The organism is Myceligenerans cantabricum, from assembly GCF_054777735.1.
The window spans coordinates 285,269-301,517 of sequence record NZ_BAAHAJ010000008.1 but is presented as its reverse complement, the minus strand read 5'-3'; the positions used below and the strand labels follow the sequence as shown (position 1 = coordinate 301,517).

Annotated in this window: 12 protein-coding genes and 2 pseudogenes; 9 read left to right on the top strand and 5 right to left on the bottom strand. The window is 68.8% G+C overall.

Annotated features, from left to right (window positions below; all coding sequences use genetic code 11):
- Positions 1 to 54 precede the first annotated feature (54 nt).
- Positions 55 to 2,211, bottom strand: a complete 2,157-nt coding sequence (locus tag ACYU96_RS08560; protein WP_460751622.1) for a LuxR C-terminal-related transcriptional regulator — start codon at positions 2,209 to 2,211, stop codon at positions 55 to 57.
- Positions 2,212 to 2,717: 506 nt separating this feature from the next.
- Entirely contained in the window at positions 2,718 to 2,960 is a 243-nt protein-coding gene (locus ACYU96_RS08555; RefSeq protein ID WP_460751619.1) for an SbtR family transcriptional regulator, read from the bottom strand.
- 1,039 nt (positions 2,961 to 3,999) lie between these two features.
- Between ACYU96_RS08555 and ACYU96_RS08550 the strand changes: the two are divergent.
- From ACYU96_RS08550 to ACYU96_RS08535, 4 genes and pseudogenes are all read left to right on the top strand, one after another.
- Positions 4,000 to 4,173: pseudogene (locus ACYU96_RS08550) on the top strand (IS256 family transposase); the annotation flags it as partial.
- Positions 4,174 to 4,324: 151 nt separating this feature from the next.
- Positions 4,325 to 4,483 (top strand): hypothetical protein, encoded by a 159-nt coding sequence (locus ACYU96_RS08545; RefSeq protein ID WP_460751616.1) that lies wholly within the window; start codon positions 4,325 to 4,327, stop codon positions 4,481 to 4,483.
- Positions 4,484 to 4,525: 42 nt separating this feature from the next.
- Positions 4,526 to 5,590 carry a hypothetical protein gene (locus ACYU96_RS08540; RefSeq protein ID WP_460751613.1) on the top strand — a complete coding sequence of 355 codons (1,065 nt, stop codon included), beginning with the start codon at positions 4,526 to 4,528 and terminating at the stop codon, positions 5,588 to 5,590.
- A gap of 314 nt (positions 5,591 to 5,904) precedes the next feature.
- Positions 5,905 to 7,341 (top strand): hypothetical protein, encoded by a 1,437-nt coding sequence (locus ACYU96_RS08535; protein WP_460751611.1) that lies wholly within the window; start codon positions 5,905 to 5,907, stop codon positions 7,339 to 7,341.
- 184 nt (positions 7,342 to 7,525) lie between these two features.
- Here ACYU96_RS08535 and ACYU96_RS08530 read toward each other — a convergent pair.
- Positions 7,526 to 7,699, bottom strand: a pseudogene (locus ACYU96_RS08530) (IS256 family transposase); the annotation flags it as partial.
- A gap of 224 nt (positions 7,700 to 7,923) precedes the next feature.
- On the opposite strand from ACYU96_RS08530, the gene ACYU96_RS08525 reads away from it, so the two are divergent.
- From ACYU96_RS08525 to ACYU96_RS08510, 4 genes are all read left to right on the top strand, one after another.
- Positions 7,924 to 8,163: a hypothetical protein gene (locus ACYU96_RS08525; protein WP_460751608.1), complete on the top strand. Its 240-nt coding sequence runs from the start codon at positions 7,924 to 7,926 to the stop codon at positions 8,161 to 8,163.
- A gap of 139 nt (positions 8,164 to 8,302) precedes the next feature.
- On the top strand, positions 8,303 to 8,938 hold the full coding sequence (locus tag ACYU96_RS08520) for a hypothetical protein (protein WP_460751606.1): 636 nt from the start codon (positions 8,303 to 8,305) through the stop codon (positions 8,936 to 8,938).
- Positions 8,939 to 9,276: 338 nt separating this feature from the next.
- Complete coding sequence (locus ACYU96_RS08515; protein WP_460751603.1) at positions 9,277 to 9,465, top strand: hypothetical protein; 189 nt, start codon at positions 9,277 to 9,279, stop codon at positions 9,463 to 9,465.
- A 342-nt stretch (positions 9,466 to 9,807) separates the two neighbouring features.
- The gene (locus tag ACYU96_RS08510) at positions 9,808 to 10,674 is read left to right on the top strand and encodes an 8-oxoguanine DNA glycosylase OGG fold protein (protein WP_460751601.1); all 867 of its coding nucleotides are present in this window, start codon (positions 9,808 to 9,810) and stop codon (positions 10,672 to 10,674) included.
- Between the two features lie 216 nt (positions 10,675 to 10,890).
- On the opposite strand, the gene ACYU96_RS08505 is transcribed toward ACYU96_RS08510, so the two are convergent.
- Positions 10,891 to 11,256 (bottom strand): hypothetical protein, encoded by a 366-nt coding sequence (locus ACYU96_RS08505; protein ID WP_460751598.1) that lies wholly within the window; start codon positions 11,254 to 11,256, stop codon positions 10,891 to 10,893.
- Positions 11,257 to 12,113: 857 nt separating this feature from the next.
- Positions 12,114 to 14,756: a tetratricopeptide repeat protein gene (locus tag ACYU96_RS08500; RefSeq protein ID WP_460751595.1), complete on the bottom strand. Its 2,643-nt coding sequence runs from the start codon at positions 14,754 to 14,756 to the stop codon at positions 12,114 to 12,116.
- A gap of 784 nt (positions 14,757 to 15,540) precedes the next feature.
- On the opposite strand from ACYU96_RS08500, the gene ACYU96_RS08495 reads away from it, so the two are divergent.
- Positions 15,541 to 16,128, top strand: a complete 588-nt coding sequence (locus ACYU96_RS08495; RefSeq protein WP_460751592.1) for a nucleotidyltransferase domain-containing protein — start codon at positions 15,541 to 15,543, stop codon at positions 16,126 to 16,128.
- Positions 16,129 to 16,249 lie beyond the last annotated feature (121 nt).

The following is a 16,249-nucleotide window of genomic DNA, read 5'->3' as shown; positions in this document are numbered from 1 at the left end:
TGGCCCTGAGGGGGGCGCCACCGAATCGGGGACTCCCCCCGCGCGCCCGGGGGTTCATGGGGGGATCGTCTCGCCGCGCGGGTCGCCGAGGTCCGCGCCGAGGTCCTCGCGCAGCGCCGCGAGAAACTCCGCGCGGGTCGAGACGCCGAGCCGGGTGCGCATGCGCGCCACGTGATGTTCCACGGTCTTGGGCGACACGAAGAGCTGGGCGCCGATCTCGCGGTGCGTCCGTCCCGACAGCACCAGCCGCCCCACCTCGACCTCCCGCTCGGACAGGACCGAGCGGACGGTGCTCTGCTCGGAGCCCTGGCGGAACTCTCGCGCCCGTTCCAGAAGACGGCGCGCCAGGGCGGCGTCCGGCGTCCGCACCCCCGACTGACCGGCGAGGCGGGACGCCTCCCAGGGCAGCCCGACGGCGTGGAGCGCGTCGGCCGCCGCCGTCACCTCGTCGCCGTCGACCCGGCCGGCCAGCGCGTCGGCCCAGCACCGGGCGGCGGCGGCCTGGGCGGTCACCCGGGCGGGCGCACGCACCGCCGCGCCAGGAGCGGTCGGGGTGCCGGCGAGCGCGTCGCGGAGCCCGGCCAGCTCGGCGGCCGCCGCGTCCGCCGCGTCCAGGTCGTCCCCGACCACCGCCACCTGCAGGTCCGTCCATGCCAGCAGCGCGGTCCACGACGCCGCACCGAGGGCCGCGGCGTACTCCCGGAGAGTGGCGCGGACGCCGTCGGCCCGCCCGGCGCTGCCCGCCCGGGCGGCGGCGACCACCAGCTCCTCGACACACTCGGCGTGCAGCAGGTCGACGGCCTCCCGCACGAGGAGGTGCTCGGCGTCGGACCACGCGGCGCGGGCGGCGGCCACGTCCCCCGACCGGCGCGCCAGGCCCGCCCGCAGGCACACCGACAGGAGCACGTCGCGCCCGTCGTGCGCGGTGTCGCCCGGCGACCCGCCGGGAGCGATCAGCGCACGCGCCTCCGCGTACCGGCCGCTGCGCAGCGCGGTCCAGCCCGCCAGCAGGCGGTGCCGCGGTGCGTGACCCGGACCGCCCGAGCCCGCCGACAGCGCGTCCTCGAGCAGACGTCGGGCTGTCGCCTGGTCGCCGGCGGCCGAGGCGACCAGCGCGCCGAGGGCGTGCGGCGTGTCCGGCAGGGGCGTCTGTGCCGGTGAGCGATCGAGCTCCTCGGCGGCCTCGATCAGGAGCGGCAGGGCACGAGCGGGCTCGGCCAGGAGGGCACCGGCCTCCGCCAGACGCAGGGCGAGGCGGTCCTGGTGCGGGTCGGCCTCCGCTCGGGCGCGCTCCGCGGCAGCGCTGCCCACCGCCGCCACCCCCGTCGCCGCGAACAGCGGGACCGCCAGCAGGCGTCCGGTCGTACCCGCACCCTCGAGCTCCCGCGCCGCGCGGGCCGTCCGGCCGGACCGGGCGAGGGCGACTGCGGCGTGCAGCGCGGACCGGGCGCGGACCGCCGGCGCGCCGGACAGCGCACGGTCCAGCTCCTGCCGCTCGCTCCGGGTCAGGTCCGCCACCACGCAGCGCGCCACGGCCGGGACGAGCCGCTCGCCGGCCGGGCCGAGCAGTCCGGCCTCGTGCAGGCCCCGCAGCCCGGCCGCCACGGCCTCCGGCGCCGTCCCGACCACCTCCGCGAGCCCGGCGTGCGGGAGTGGTCCCAGGTCGTGCGCCACGGCGAGCACGCGCGCGACCGTCATCGTCCCCGGCTGCCGCGCGAACGCGCGCTGCACGCGGGCGCGGAGCGCGGCGGGTACCGGTCCGACGCCGTCGGACAGCACCACCACCAGTGCGGGCAGGCCGCAGGTGTCCGCCACGAGCGCCGCGGCCTCGGCAGGGCCCGGGCGGGCACCCGTGCGCTCGGCCACGAGCAGTGCCACGTCGTCGGCCCCGAGCGGGTCGCACTGCACGACGCCGTCGCGCGCCGCCAGGCCGTCGAGCTCGGCCAGCACGGGGTCGGTGATCCCGGGCCTGCGTGACAGGGACACGGGAGTGCCCGCTCGTGCGGCGGACAGGAGCCGGCGCAGGAGGTCGGCCGGGTAGTCGTGGGCATCGTCGACGAGCACCGGCCCGGAGTCCGCGCCGGTGCGTGCGAGCAGGCCGTCAAGAGCGGCAGGGTCGGGGACGGCGTGCCGCACGCTGCCCGCGGATCGTGTGACGGCGTGCAGACGGCGGGTCCGTCCGGACCCGTCGACACCGATCACCACTACCACGGGGACAAGTGTCGCGGTCGGTGGGGAGCCCGTCCATGGCCTGGGGGGACGCGATGCGACAGGTCGGGAGGCGGGCACGTGTCACGCAGGGCGCCGGCCCGCCGTCCCCCGGGGCAGGGCACGGCGACGTCGGTCACGAATCCCTCGGCAAGGTCTCGGCGACCAGGTCGCCTCTGCGCCGGCAAGTCAGGCCGGAAGGGTCAGCGGCACGACGACGACGGCGACCGGGGCCCACAGACCAGCCCTCTCGACAACCATCACGGGTCCTTTCTCTCCAGCGCCACTCGCAGCGGTGCGCGAACTCATCCGCTCACGGACGAAGCTGTTCGCGAGCGTCGCACCGGCACGTGACAGCGTCCGCGCACCTGGGAACCACGTCGTCTTCTCGGGACGAACCCGATGCCGACCTGACGGCGGGAAACTACCAGACGTGTATGGCACCTATGGGTGAAATGCGCACCGACCGCCGAGGTGACCGATCCAGCGAGACCGAGGGCCCGCCCGGATCACCGCCGCCGCAAGCCGTCCAGCACGATGTGCAGCGGCCGGTGCGCACGCCGGTCCCACTCGTCCTCGCCCGGGCGCGAGAGATCGCCGATCAAGAGGCCGGCGTCGACGTCGTCGACGTCGCCGCGGATCCGCCCGGCGGCCTTGCCCGCTTCGAGCAGCACGGTGATCGCGTCGCCGATCGGGCCGAGGCTGTGGTCCGTGAGCCCCCGCCAGACCGGCGCCTCCACGGCCGCGGGCACCCCGCACTTCACACGCGCGTACACGAGAGCGACAAAGGCCGCCGACCAGGTCAGACACCCGGTCGGCGGCCTCGGTCGACCAGCCTCAGCCGCTCTTGCGGCGAAACATCTTCTGAGCCGCAGGAAGTTGCTGGGGCCGCTCGCGAGGCGCGGGTTCGAGTCCGTATCGGCCGCCCTGGTGGGCGGTCAGAACGGCTTGATTCCGCCGTTTGTGGACTGTGTGACCCCAGGGTGGCACGAGGGTGCGACCGCGGGCAACCGTTGGCATCGGTGGGTGCTGCAACTGTGTCATCTTGCGTGTCAGACGGGCCTGGAGGCGGGCAACTGTGTCACGAACCGTGTCAGCCAACTACTCTCGGGCATCGGGCGCCGAGGGCGCCGATCCAACTCCGCTGCCCAAGTGAAGGTCGTCAGAAGGTTCGTGATCGGGGTCAGGACGAGCAGCGCGGCCGAGAACCCTCGGGCGACCCGACCGGGTCCGAGATTACTGGGCTTCAGACGTTGAACTGTGCGAACCGGCCCTGACCTGCTGAGTCGCTCCTTGGCGGGCGCCGTTGGGGCTTCAGTGGGACTAGGGACCGGCAGGGATCTCGAAGTCGCCGGCCCGGGGCCGGCGACGTGGCGAGTGGCCTGTGGGTCTGCTCACCGGTGCGCTCGGCGGAGGCCGGGCACGCGTTCAGGATACGGCGGCTGCCATGTCGCCGAAAGCTTGGCTACCTCGGCAGTATGTTTCCCATGAGCTCGCTTCGCGCCGCTGACCAGATGCGATGCTCCAGAATCGTGCTGGTAGGGCATCGATGGGGGTCCCTCGACTGACAACAGACCCTGCCCTCGCATCCGCTGAGCATGCTCCGCGGCCGCAGTGCGCAGGAGCGCAGGAGCGCAGGAGCGCAGGAGCGCAACCTGATGGTCAAGCACCTCTGACACGAAGCGGCTCGCCGCCATCTGCCACAACGGGGTCTGTCTGAGTAACGGTGGGTCGGGCTCGGCCTGACACGCCGGGCGGAGGCTTGGCGGGGAGGCAGGCAGTGTGACCGAGATGATCGAGCCCGTGACGGGTGATGAGGACGAGAAGCAGGCGCTGGCCCAGCAGCTGGTAGCCCAGGCGAAGGCCGCGGGGATCGATCTGGTCGGTCCGGACGGGTTGCTGACCGGGCTGACGAAGCAGGTCCTGGAGACCGCGCTGGACGAAGAGCTGACCGATCACCTGGGCTACCCCGCCCGGTGACCGGGATGGCAAGACGGGAACGAACGAGCGCAACGGGACCAGGTCCTCGGGCTGACAGCCGCGGCTCAGGGTCGCATCCTGGTGACAGGTCGCCGAGTCTGGCGTCGCGTCCTCGGTACCGAAGGAAGGCGGAACCATGGCTGTTCAACCGCGAGACGGGGATCTCAGGAAGAGCCCGAACGGCAAGCTCGAGATCTATACCGATCCGCCAGGAGCTTGGCGCGATGTTGAGCCCGCGTACGACACGGCCGACAACGCCCGCGCCGATGAAGAGACCACCGATGACAGGCCGTGAGCCTGACGTCACGCGCAGGTGCGCCAGACACGGTGAGGCGGGGTGACCACGCCGGGCGCGGTGACGCCGCCCGCAGCAGACACGCCCAAGCAGGATGCCGACCCCGCCACGTCCGGCGCACAACGGTGGACGAAGGCCGGGGAGGCCATTCAGACCACCGCGAAATGGGTCATCACCGCCCTCGCCGCCGTGGGCGCGGTGATGTTCGCCAAGGGGTTCGTCACCACACCCCCGCTCAGCGTCCAGCACGACCTGCCACAGCTGTTCATCGCCTGGCTGCTGGGCGTTGCAGGCGTCGTCGGCGTCGGCCTGCTGATCTGGAGCACGAGCCGCACGCTATTCCCGCACGTGCTCACCCTCGGCTCCCTCCCGGCGGAGTTTCGACACCTTGTCGATCAAGACCCGGCAGACCACCTGCCCTCCGACGCTTCCTCGGTCGAGGAGTTCGAACAGGGGCTGCGCCGGTACAGAAGGGCCGCCTTACTCTCCCCGGACCGCGTCCGCCAGGCGGAGCAGGACGCGGCAGCAGCGCGCAAGGGCCGGGACAGCGCCCGGACTCAGGAGGCCGAGAACTGGCTGACCACGGTGCGCGCACAGGCGGCGACCATCACCGCCAATCGTGACCTCTACCTGGCCAAACGGGAAGAGCTCCTGGAGCGCGCGCAGTTCTGGCAGGCCTCGCACGGCTACTCGAAGAGGTCTCTGCTCGTCATTCTGGGGGCAATCCTCGCTGCCGGTGGCGGCATCGGCTACCAGCTCGCGCTGTCCACCCCGGCACAGGACGACGATCCCAGCGCGGACCCGGCTGCGGTTACCCCACGAACGGCCCAGCTCGTACAACTCGAGACCGAGGCGAGCCTCGCCCTGTGGGAAGCCGCGGGCCTCGCCGAGTGCGAGATCGCAGGAACTGACTCCCCCACCGTGATCGTCACCGTTCTCGCAGGCGACGGCAGCCAGGACAGCCCGTACTCGGTCAGCACCACCGGAAACGACACCTGCCATCAACGAACCTTCCCCGTCATCAGCGACGTTGCCCTGCTCGTCGAGGAACCCGCGATCACCATCACGTTCACACCCACCGAACCCGCCGCCGAAGAACGCCCATGAATCGCCCACGCGCCTCGGTCAGCCCCGTTGGCGCTGTGGGGCGGGCGGCACGGGCGGGCTTCTACGCGGGGTTGAGCCGCACGGCGCCGACTCCATGGAGCCACAGGCCGACTGCGAAGGCCGGCGATGACACCGGATCTTCCCGATGCCGAGCGCGACGGCCGCGAGACACAGGCGCGCAACGCCACCAACGATGAGTGCTGATCCGATCAGCTTCATGCTTCTGGCCAGGGCTTCTATACCCAACCGCATGCCGGCGGCCTCGCCGAGAAAGGAGCTGCGCCCAGCCCTGGGCCGTGTGGGAAGGTTTGACGGTGACAAGCCCTGTGAAGCATCCGGCGCGTTGGGTCGTGGTGGATACGAATGCGTTTGGCGGTGGTCGCCTCCAGCTGGACCAAGTCGAAGGCCTCGCGAAGGAGCTCGCTCCAGTTGACGCCGAGGTAGTGATCCCGGAGGTGGTCGTGTGGGAGTGGGCCGAACACGCCTGCCGCGATCTCAAGGAACTTGGGCAGACGGCAGACCAACTCGGCAAGCGCGTCCGGCGGGCGGGGCTGGTTTCCCTGCATCCAGCTGCGAAGCAGCCTGCGCCAATGGCTCCGGCGGTCCAGGTGGTGGTCGACGAGATGCTTGTCGCGCTCTCCAAACTCCAGAATGTGAGGGTACTTCAGACAAGTGCACAGGGTGCACTTGCCGGCCTTCGGGCTCAGGTATTGCAGACCGGTGCGGGCAGCCGGAAGCCGGCAAGCGTCGGAACGAAGACGGGAGCGGCTGACACTGCGTGGGTTTATGACGCTTTCGATCTCGCAGGAAATGACCCTGAACGCCTCGTGTTCTTCAGCGCTGACAAAGACGTGGCTGCCGCCTGTGCCGATCGGGGCGTGACAGCGCCGCGGATCTACTCACGCCGAGTCGACCTGATCACCGCTCAGCGCCAACTGAAGGTAGAGCACCAGCGGGACACCGCTCGCCAGATCGTCCGCTCTCTCCTTGACTCTTTGCCCTCTGACAGTCGAATCGACTTCCCAGTGGCAGGAATCGATCTCTCTGAGCTTGGTGATGGCCTGGTGACGACAGCCAAGGACGTGTTTGTCTGGGAGACAACGCTCACCAGACTGATTGGCATTGCAGGCGTGGGTGACACGAGCACCGATGGCGAAATCGCGACCGCGACCTTGACCCTCGTCGGCGATGTGGATCTCACTGTCTCGACCGGACCGCTGGACACCGTGCGTGAATTGGTGGGCGCCCAGTATGAGAACGTAGTTTTCGATGTGCCGGTCACCGTCGCTCTCGATACACAAGGCCGGGTCGACGGAATTTCTACCGCAGGGCGCGCAACCGGTCTCCAGTTCTCCGACCGCGGATACCCGAATGTCAGCAGTGCCCGCACCGACCTGATCGAAGCGTTTGGCGCATTTCCCACGCTGCCGGATGCCGGGTGGTGGGACGAACTCTTCACGACTGGACACGGGCAGACGGAGGTCGATGGCATCCGCGCATCCCAGGACCAGGGGGCGCGTACGGCAGGTGCGCGCTGGGAGGCCTCGATTCTGGTCGGGGAGACGCATGTCCTCACAATCCTTATCGGCCCCAGCGAGGATCCGCCAGATGGGGCCGCCGCTCGGCACGTTCACGTGATCGGGAGGGTCGAGCCTCGGGACGAACACGCCAGTGTGGAACCGGAACACCTGCCCGGTGTGCCCGCCATCGTGGCGCTGACGGCACAACTGCAGGGCCGCGCGAAATCCTGACTCCCCATGCGCAGGTCGGAGCCACCCCTGCTGTCGACTTCCAGTGGCCTCAGGCACCGTCAGCACACTGGGCATGGGTCTGTCTGAGCACCGGTGGGTCCGGACCGATCTCGGTCAGCCCGAGGACCTGGTCCCGTTGCGCTCGTTCGTTCCCGTCTTGCCATCCCGGTCACCGGGCGGGGTAGCCCAGGTGATCGGTCAGCTCTTCGTCCAGCGCGGTCTCCAGGACCTGCTTCGTCAGCCCGGTCAGCAACCCGTCCGGACCGACCAGATCGATCCCCGCGGCCTTCGCCTGGGCTACCAGCTGCTGGGCCAGCGCCTGCTTCTCGTCCTCATCACCCGTCACGGGCTCGATCATCTCGGTCACACTGCCTGCCTCCCCGCCAAGCCTCCGCCCGGCGTGTCAGGCCGAGCCCGACCCACCGTTACTCAGACAGACCCGCCCTTGGCTCCACGACAGGTCTATCAGCACCCAAGATGCCCGCCGGGCGCTCCGGCCCATCGCCTCTATCGTTAGATGAGGTGGACATCGCTGGGGGTGCACCGGTCCCCGAGCACGGGTCGACGGAACTGGGAGGGTACGTGGCGAAGACCATCTGGGATCAACTCGCTGACGACACCGAATTCCTCCTTGCCACGCTGGACCCGAGGTGGGTGGACGAGCAAGTGGCCAACGTCCGCAAGTTCGAGGACAAGCTGGAGCGAAGCGGCGGTCGCCTGAAAGGATCGCGCACCTGTCACCCACTGGCCGTCAATGTGAGCAACTATCAAGGGAGGGCGGGCGCGCGCCGCTCCGCGTGTCGCCGAGTGTTGAGTTCCTGACGACGTCCTCAAGCTCGAGGATACGGTCGGACTCCCGGCGACAATCTGGCCCTTCCTGTTCGCCGCGCCCGCATCGCGCGATGCAGACTCGACCACACCCGTCCCCAAGTGCCGCCCGCCACAGGAGGAAGAAGGATCCATGGGACTGTCCGGCGAGATCCTCCTTGCCCACTACGACCAGCCGTTGGAGACGATGCCGTTCCTGGCCGACAAGGTCGAACAGGATCCTGTCGCGTCCATCGACCCGTGCTGGGCCAACGAGCACGGATGGCAGCTCGTTGAGGTCGGGCCCGCGATCGTGGGTGAAGACCTGTTCGGCGACCTGGCCGAACTGATCCGCATCACCGGCGCGCCCGTGGCGATCGCGACCGTCAACGACAGCGACTGGACGTGGATCACCGGCCAGGCCCCGGGAAGCGAACCCTGGCACGCCGCAACCCACCCGGACACGCTCATCGCGCACATGAACGATGACGTCATCCTCCGCGAACACCTCGTCGGCGCGCAGGACCCCACGTCGTTCGGCGCCGAGCTCAAGGCCCGGATACCGCAGACGGCGAGGGACATCCTGCACTGGGCCCGAGCCGCCGGGTTCACCAGCGGACGCCAGGACACCATCGAGAACCTACTGCGCGCCAAGGAGGTCTTCGCCGAGAGCCTCTGGCACGACATCCTCGAAGAACTCGGCTTCCCCTGCGCCCCGTTCACTGAGTACCGACCGCCGCTCGACCGCACGCCAGTGCAAGCACGCCGGACCGTCGCCGCCCAGATCTGACAGCAATGTGAGTGACCACCTCGAGCACGACAGGGTCCCTGGTAGTGAAGCCCTTGGCGCCACGGCGGCCCGTACGCGGTGGTCACGATAGACAGCCCGTGTCCACCTCGCCGGCCTCGCCGCTGCACCCGCGCCGACCACGACTGTCACAGCCGCCCGACGACGTAGCGGCCCGCGCGGTGCAGTTGTCCGCGAGCGCCACATCGACGAAGGGCTCGCTCGAGCCGACCACTGGATCGGCGCTGCTCGCACAGTCCGGGTGGATATTTCGGGCATGATTGCCCTCATGGCTGATCAGCTCTGTTCTGCGAGGACGTGTGCTTCGTGCCATGGGGACGGTGTCTGCGCTGGAGGCTGAGGTCATCTTCGAGCTCGCGGGTCTGTTCCTTGCGCGCTTCGCCCTACTCGCTGTCGGACTCACGGTCGCCGGATACTTTTTCGGGATCCTGTTTCAAGGCGACGCGCAGATGATCCGGCTGTTTGTCCGACGCCGCCCGTTCACGGCGATGCGGTTGCTCGGATTCTGAAGTTCACTGCTCAGAGCCGCAGTCGGATGACCGCGGCAGCGCGATCCTAACGCGTTCAGCACGGTTTTTGACGGGTGAATCCGGCAGGTTTCTGGCGGGGATCCAGAGAGAGGTCGGTGGACGCCGCCATCGCGGTCGAGCAACCCAGTGCAGTTCCCTCCATCCAGCGTCCTACCTGGTGCGGACTACACTTGCCGCTGCGACGTGCGGAGCCTGCCTGCAGGGCGTGCTTCGACCGGGCTCAGTCCATCCCCACCGAACGGTGACGTCAGTCTCGGTGTCGGCACAGGAGATCGCGGCTGCGACTGCGTCGGGCCGATGTCGGTCATGTTGAGGAGAGCGATGACGCGCACACGACCCGCTGAACGCCCGACAGCGCCAGAGGACCTTGAGATCCCCCCGTACGTCACCACGTGGCTCGGGCATCGAGACCGGTCTGTTCTCGCTCACGGCTTCACCCAGAACGAGCTCAAGACAACGTGGTGGACGGACGCGATCCGTAGCGAGGGACTTGCACCCGGCAAGGATGTCGCGATCACCCTCCCACCCACGATGGACGGCCCGTCAAAACTCACCCGCAGCGCACTCTTCGACATGGCGAAACGTCTCGACGCGCACGACGATGACGATCAGTGGCTGGTGTTCCTGTGGCATGTCCTTGCCTGGGGCAGTGGCCGGAGCCGACGCAACAACCGTGCGCGGATCCGCGCCTTCGCCGATCCCGCGAACCGCGGGGACCGCGTCCTGCTCCTTCGACAAGCGGCCGAACACGCCCGCGGCGGCGACACCCGTTCCGCCTACTCCACGCTGATCCGGCCCGGAGGTGGCACGATCCCAGCCTTCGGCCCGGCGTTCTTCACCAAGTTCCTGTATTTCGCCGCCGGGGACGGCCCCTGCGGCGAAGCGGCGCCCGCCGAGGGTCGCAGATGCCTCATCTTCGACGCTCGAGTTGCCCGGAACCTCCACGCAGCAGGCTGGACCACATTGCCGCACCGGCGTTCGAGCTTCAGCGCGAACTGGTACACCGATACCTACGTCAGCTACTGCGACCTGTTGCATCGGTGGGCGGTGCAACAGTCCGAGCTCCTGGGCGCCCCAGTCGCACCGGACGAGTTCGAGCGCGCGCTCTTCACCGGCCGCAGCGCTCACCCCGACGAGATCGGGCAGCCCGAGATCTACCCAGGGGGCGACGGCCGAGGCGTTCGGTGACGTCCACACCCGCACCCGAGCGCTGACCGCCCCGCAACCGGATCGTCGCCGCAAGCCTCGATGCCACCGTAGCGCCCGACCTGGCCGACGCCCCGCACAGCGACTCCGGCCCGGCAGGTCCGCACGCACGATCCCGAAACTGACCTCGTCGAGCACTTGGCACACTATTGCTCGCAAGACCTAACCCTCCTAACCCTGACACCTTCCCAAATCGCGCTACTTGGTGGCGAATTCCAACCAGAGGGGGTAGTGGTCGCTGATGCGCCAGGAGACCTGGTTCTTGGTGAGGTTCTGCAGCGCGTGGGGGAGGAAGTCGAAGTTTCCGCCGCGCCGGGTGTAGGTGAGCCCGTCCAGGAGTGAGGGGGCGTCGGGCTGGGTGGGGTCGCTGAACCAGGCGATCTGGTCGTAGTGGTGATGGTCCTTGTCGTTGTCGAAGATGGTCCGCGGCACGGTGTTGAGCTCGTCGGGAGGCCACAGCCCGGTGGAGACGAACGCGTCGAACAGGGGGTCATCGATGCGGTCAAGGTTGAGTCGCCCAGGACCATCAGGTTGTGGTTCCAGTCGTTGGGTCGGTCGGCCCATCCCCGCATCCAGGTGGCGAACGCGGTCAGTTCCCCGATCCGGTCGGCCGGCGCCTTGCCCCACAGCACGTGCACCGTGGTCAGGATGAACTCGACCGGGCCGCGCACGAAGCCGGCGGCGTAGGGGGTGCGGGCGAACTGGTCCACCTCCCCGCTGGCTTCGGCGGGCAGGACGAGTTCGCCCACCAGGCCGGAGGGCTGGACGCGTTCGGTGTCGTAGACGTAGGCCAGGCGTTCGCCGTTACCGGGGCCGCCCTCGGTGACGTCGGAGGCGATGACCTTGTAGCGCGGGCCGAGCAGGTGCAGTAGCGCGAACAGGGCAGTGGTGTCGCGTCTGGTCCCCTGGACCGCGGTCACATCGAACCGCTGGACGACTTCGGCGATGCAGGACAGGGCGTGCCAGTCGCGCTTGGGACTGTCGTCCTGGGACGAGTGCCACTTGTGCGTGATACCACCGAGTGCGCGCACGTTCCAGGTCCCGATCAGCAGGTTCTTCGTCGTCTTGGCAGGAATCTGCGCGGCCAGGGCGGCACGCATCTGGTCGACGTCGCTGGTGACAGTGCCCGGGACTGGTCCGGGTGGCGGTGCGATGGTCGTGGTCATGGCAGTATCTCCCGAGAGCTTCAGGGATAGCTGGCCGCTCGCCGCGGCCAGCACTCGTGGTGTTGCCTTCGACAAACCCCATGATCGCCCGATGGTTCAGTTCAGCTATCGCGACCCGCCGCACCGTTCGCAACCCGCCACGCCCGGGGTGAATAGCCGCCGCAGGTGGTCACCGCTTCCCCGCCTCCCGGAGACAGCACGAGTGTCACGGCCGCACGACTCCTCCGTGCAGCAGACCCAACTATTGGACGGAGGTCAGTCGCGGCGCAGCTCAGGCTGCTGGGTCGCGATGAGATAGTGCAGCTGGTCCACCTCGTGGTCGCAGCGTTCGGCGATCTCGGATTGCGCGGCAGTGCGCAGGGTTTGCGAGGCGAGTTCCATGGCTCTGATCAGCGCTCGCGCCACGGGCAGAACCTCATGGCTTTCGGCGTGAGTACGGCACCAGTATGTGATGCGGGCAGCTTCGCGCAGCGGTGGCATGCTGGTTTGTGGGCGGCCGGAGGCGTGGTGGGTGGCGCCGAGCTGGGCGAGGGTCTGGACCATGGCGGCGCGGGCGGCCACGTTCTGCAGGATGCGGGCCATGCTCCGCTCGTACGCCAGGGCTCTGCGCAGCGGCGCCACCGCTTGGTGCGCTGTGCCGGATTCACGAAGCGCTGTGCCCAGGTGGCGTAGGGAGATGGCTAGGTCCGAGGCGTGCTTGTCGTAGTTGTCCGCGGTCAGTTCCTTGCGGATCTCCACGGACTCGCGCGCCATCTCCGCGGCGGTCTGGGGGTGGCCGGCGTCCAGGTTGCGGGCGGCGGCCTCGGCCAGTGCACGGGCGAGGAACACGTTGTCGCCGTCGGGGTTGTCCCGGGCCAGGCGACGGCGGATCTGAACGGCTTCTTCGATCGCTCCGAGTGCGGGGCCAGGGGCGGCGAGTTGGCTGTGCACGATGGACAGGTTCATCAGCGCCCGGGCCAGGTGGGGCAGCACGGTAGCCGGCGGGTTGGACTTGATGTGCTGGCGGTGCAGGCGCACCGATCGCTGCAGTGGCTCCAGGGATTCTTCGGGAAAGCCGGCCTCGTGGTAGCGGATACCCAGATGGCACAGCGTCCGGGCAAGACCCACACGCGTGCCGCCCCCTGGGCTGGCGGCAGCAAGGCGTTCGGTGATCGTGACCGCGTCGATCGTGTTGCGCAGCGCCTCGCGGGTGTGGCCGAGTTCGGACTGCGCGACGCCGAGGTACCGCAGCGACCTCGCCAGGTTCAGGTCGTTCTCACCCGTCCCGGACCCGGCAAGTTCCTGGTAGCGGCAGATGGCGTCGCTGAGCATGCTGGCTGCGCCCTCACGGTGGCCCAGGAACAACCGGCACAAGCCCAACTCGTGCCGCACCCGTGCCTGAGCGGGCCAGTCATCTGGTGGCAGGAGCGTCAGGATCCGCCACAGCAGGTCCACTCGTACTCTGCCAAGAGCCTGGCTCGGATAGGGAATCACAGCGGCGACATGTTCAAGCAGATCGGGGTCATCGTCCAGGGACTCGATCGCCGTTACGACGAACTCCAGCGCTGGTCTTCGCCGGTCTCGATCGGGGTAGAAGTCCGACGCCATCCGGGACAGTACCCCAACCGCATGCTGGGCCCGCACGGCGGGAAGGTCTTCCAGCAGTGCTGCGGCCAGCTGTGGTGAGGCGCGCAGCCGGCTGAGCAGGTGCAGTTCGGCCAGTCGGTCCGGCTGCAACCCCCCGAACGGTTCACACCGCCCGGGCCGGGGCGGGTAGAGGCTGCGCAGCCAGCGCATCACATGCGGGCCGGTGACGTGGTCACCCAGTCGGCGCAGAAGCTGGGCGGCACCACCCTCGTCGGCCGGGGGCAGCAGGGCAGTCGCCGCCACGATGTCACGCAGGTCTGCGACCCCGACGCCGTGGTCCTCGAGGCGTTCGGCGGCCGCAGCACTGATCCAGTACCGCTCCTCGTGCTCCAGCAGCACCTCCAGCACCCCGGACATGTCGATACTCCCGCTGCTGCCGGCCGGGTCGTGCTGCACGGTGTTGAGGACCGCGACAAGGCCCGTGGCGTGCAGGTCCAGGATGCGAGGCCGGTAGTGGCCGTCGATTCCCATCACGTTCACCGACTCAGGCGCCGGTACGCCGAGTTCGGCAGCGAATGCGCGGGCCGCGGCGTCCACGATCTGCTGATCGGTGGTGAAGGCGTCCACCTGCGTCGGAAGATCGGCCCCAGCGTGCGCACCGGCCAGCAGCGCCCTTACCGCAGGACTGGCGCCCCGCAGCCGGTCCCACCACTCCCCCGCGCTACGAGCGAGCAGAAGCACCCGCACGCGCGCCGGCGGGTCTGTGACAAGCTCACGCAGCAGGTGGTCCAGCCCGCGGCGAGTGTCGGCGTAGTCGACCACCAGCAGCATCCGTTCCTCACCCGCAACCGCCGTGTCGTGCAGGACACTGGTCTCCTGCCCGTCGTCGACCCACACGTGCTTCCAGCCCCGCTGCGCCATCCTGCCGGCCAGTTCGGAGGCCAGCCGGCTCTTGCCCACACCGCCCGGCCCGGTGACCAGCCGCAAAGGGCCCACGTCCTGCTCACACCAGGCGATCAGGTGTTCCAGCTCGTTCTGCCGGCCCAGGAACGGCACCACACCCCGGTCAGGTGCCAGCAGCCGCGAAGGACCACCCGCCACCTGCGGCGTGCCCGCACGCCCCAACGCCGCCCGAGCCGCGACCTGCTCGCGCCGCCTGTACAACCCGTGACGGATGAACGGCCCACCAATCCCAGCCCCGCCCACCACCGCCCCCACGGCCGCCACCAGCGACAGCGGAAGCCGATCAAGGAACCCCAGCACGACAGCGGCGACCGCAACGACCACGAGCCCGCCGCCGAGCCATGCCCACCACGGAATCCCCCATGACATACCACAAGTCTGACCATGTCCGGCAATAAGGGCAAGGAAAGTCGAGCGCCAGCGGTGTCACGCCAACTCCTGACCGGGAAGCGTCCCCACCATCCACCTCGCCCTCTCGAGTGGGGATAGTCCGCGTGAGGTTCACGGAATCCCTCTCCGGCCCCACTGCTTCGCATCGGTCAAAACCGTGAGGAGACAGTTGAGTCCCTCAGAGTGGTGTAGCGCGGTCGCCGGGCTCGTCTTCGACGAGACGTGAAGCAGCCACCGCGTGATCCTCGAGAGCAACTTCACAGCAACCCGCGAACGGAGCATCACGATGACCGCACGGGGTTCCTGCACGGTAGGAGTCACCCAACTTGTGGTGCTACAGAGGATTGCTCCCGTGCCCCGATCCCCGGAGCAGAAGACCGACGCGTCGGTGTTCACCACCCGGAGTGCAAGTACTTCTCCGTGTGACTTGCGGGGGTGCTCGCGGCCTTGCAGGTCGGATGAGTCCTTGCAGGTCAGAATTCCAAGAGGATTCCTGGGAGTCCCGTATCCAGGCGTCGCTGGACGGACCTCAGCGTACCAAAGTGGGTCATAAGCGGGTCAGGAATTGGGCTTTCGACCGGCGACCGCGGCGCGTGACGCGCTATGGAAGCCTGACCTGCGCGGATGATCGGTGGTGGGTCCCGAATTAGCGATCCACCTGGGACTTCATCGGCATGCCCGCTCACGGCGGCCCTGAAGGGCGTTGGGTCGCGGGCCCCTCGTTCTCATCGGCCGGTACCAGCACGCATGGCATTGTGGCTCCATGCGACTGCAGCGTGAGGCGCCCGTAGCTGGGATCGATCCGGGCCTCGCTCGCGATCTGGCGCGCGCTTGCCTCCACGACTGGACGCGGAGCGCGTACATCGCGCATGTCGTCAAGGCCGACGTCGCAGAGGCCGAGCGGCTCCTCGGCCAGCTTGAGTCCGAGGGGTACGTCGCCCGTAAGGCTCACGAGCGCGGCGGCGAGGCCGAACTCTGGTGGAACACGACGCTACGTGGCAGCGGCCTGGCCAGCGCCTCGTTCCTCAAGCCGATCATCCGGGCCAAGGCGGAAACGCTCCTTGCCGGCGTGCTCGATCGAGCCGCGGCGTACAACGCAGACCCGGACAAGCCGTTGTGGATCGAGAAGATCTCGCTGTTCGGCTCGATGCTGAACGAGACGGCTACCGACTTCGGCGACGTCGACCTGCATGTGGTGCTCAAGGACCGCGCCGAGCACGACGAGACGCCGCCGAGGCAGCCGTGGCCTACGCACGCGCATCGGGTAGGACATTCGGGAGCTACATCGACGAGATCTTCTGGGCCAGGACCGAGGCCAAGCAGATTCTCAGGAACCGCAGTGGCTACCTGAGCCTCCACACCGAGGACCTCAGCGACGTCACGGACCGGATACGGGTCGTGTACGAGCGCCGAACGGTCTGACGCTGACTCGTGCATTTCTGTCCTGACCTGCTGCTTTGCCGATCACGGGA

Bases quoted from the DNA above. Each gene is read 5' to 3' on its own strand.
- ACYU96_RS08495 (WP_460751592.1), top strand. From the start codon at position 15,541: ATGCGACTGCAGCGTGAGGCGCCCGTAGCTGGGATCGATCCGGGCCTC.
- ACYU96_RS08505 (WP_460751598.1), bottom strand. From the start codon at position 11,256: ATGGGCCGACCGACCCAACGACTGGAACCACAACCTGATGGTCCTGGG.
- ACYU96_RS08545 (WP_460751616.1), top strand. From the start codon at position 4,325: ATGGCTGTTCAACCGCGAGACGGGGATCTCAGGAAGAGCCCGAACGGC.
- ACYU96_RS08500 (WP_460751595.1), bottom strand. From the start codon at position 14,756: ATGTCATGGGGGATTCCGTGGTGGGCATGGCTCGGCGGCGGGCTCGTG.
- ACYU96_RS08520 (WP_460751606.1), top strand. From the start codon at position 8,303: ATGGGACTGTCCGGCGAGATCCTCCTTGCCCACTACGACCAGCCGTTG.
- ACYU96_RS08510 (WP_460751601.1), top strand. From the start codon at position 9,808: ATGACGCGCACACGACCCGCTGAACGCCCGACAGCGCCAGAGGACCTT.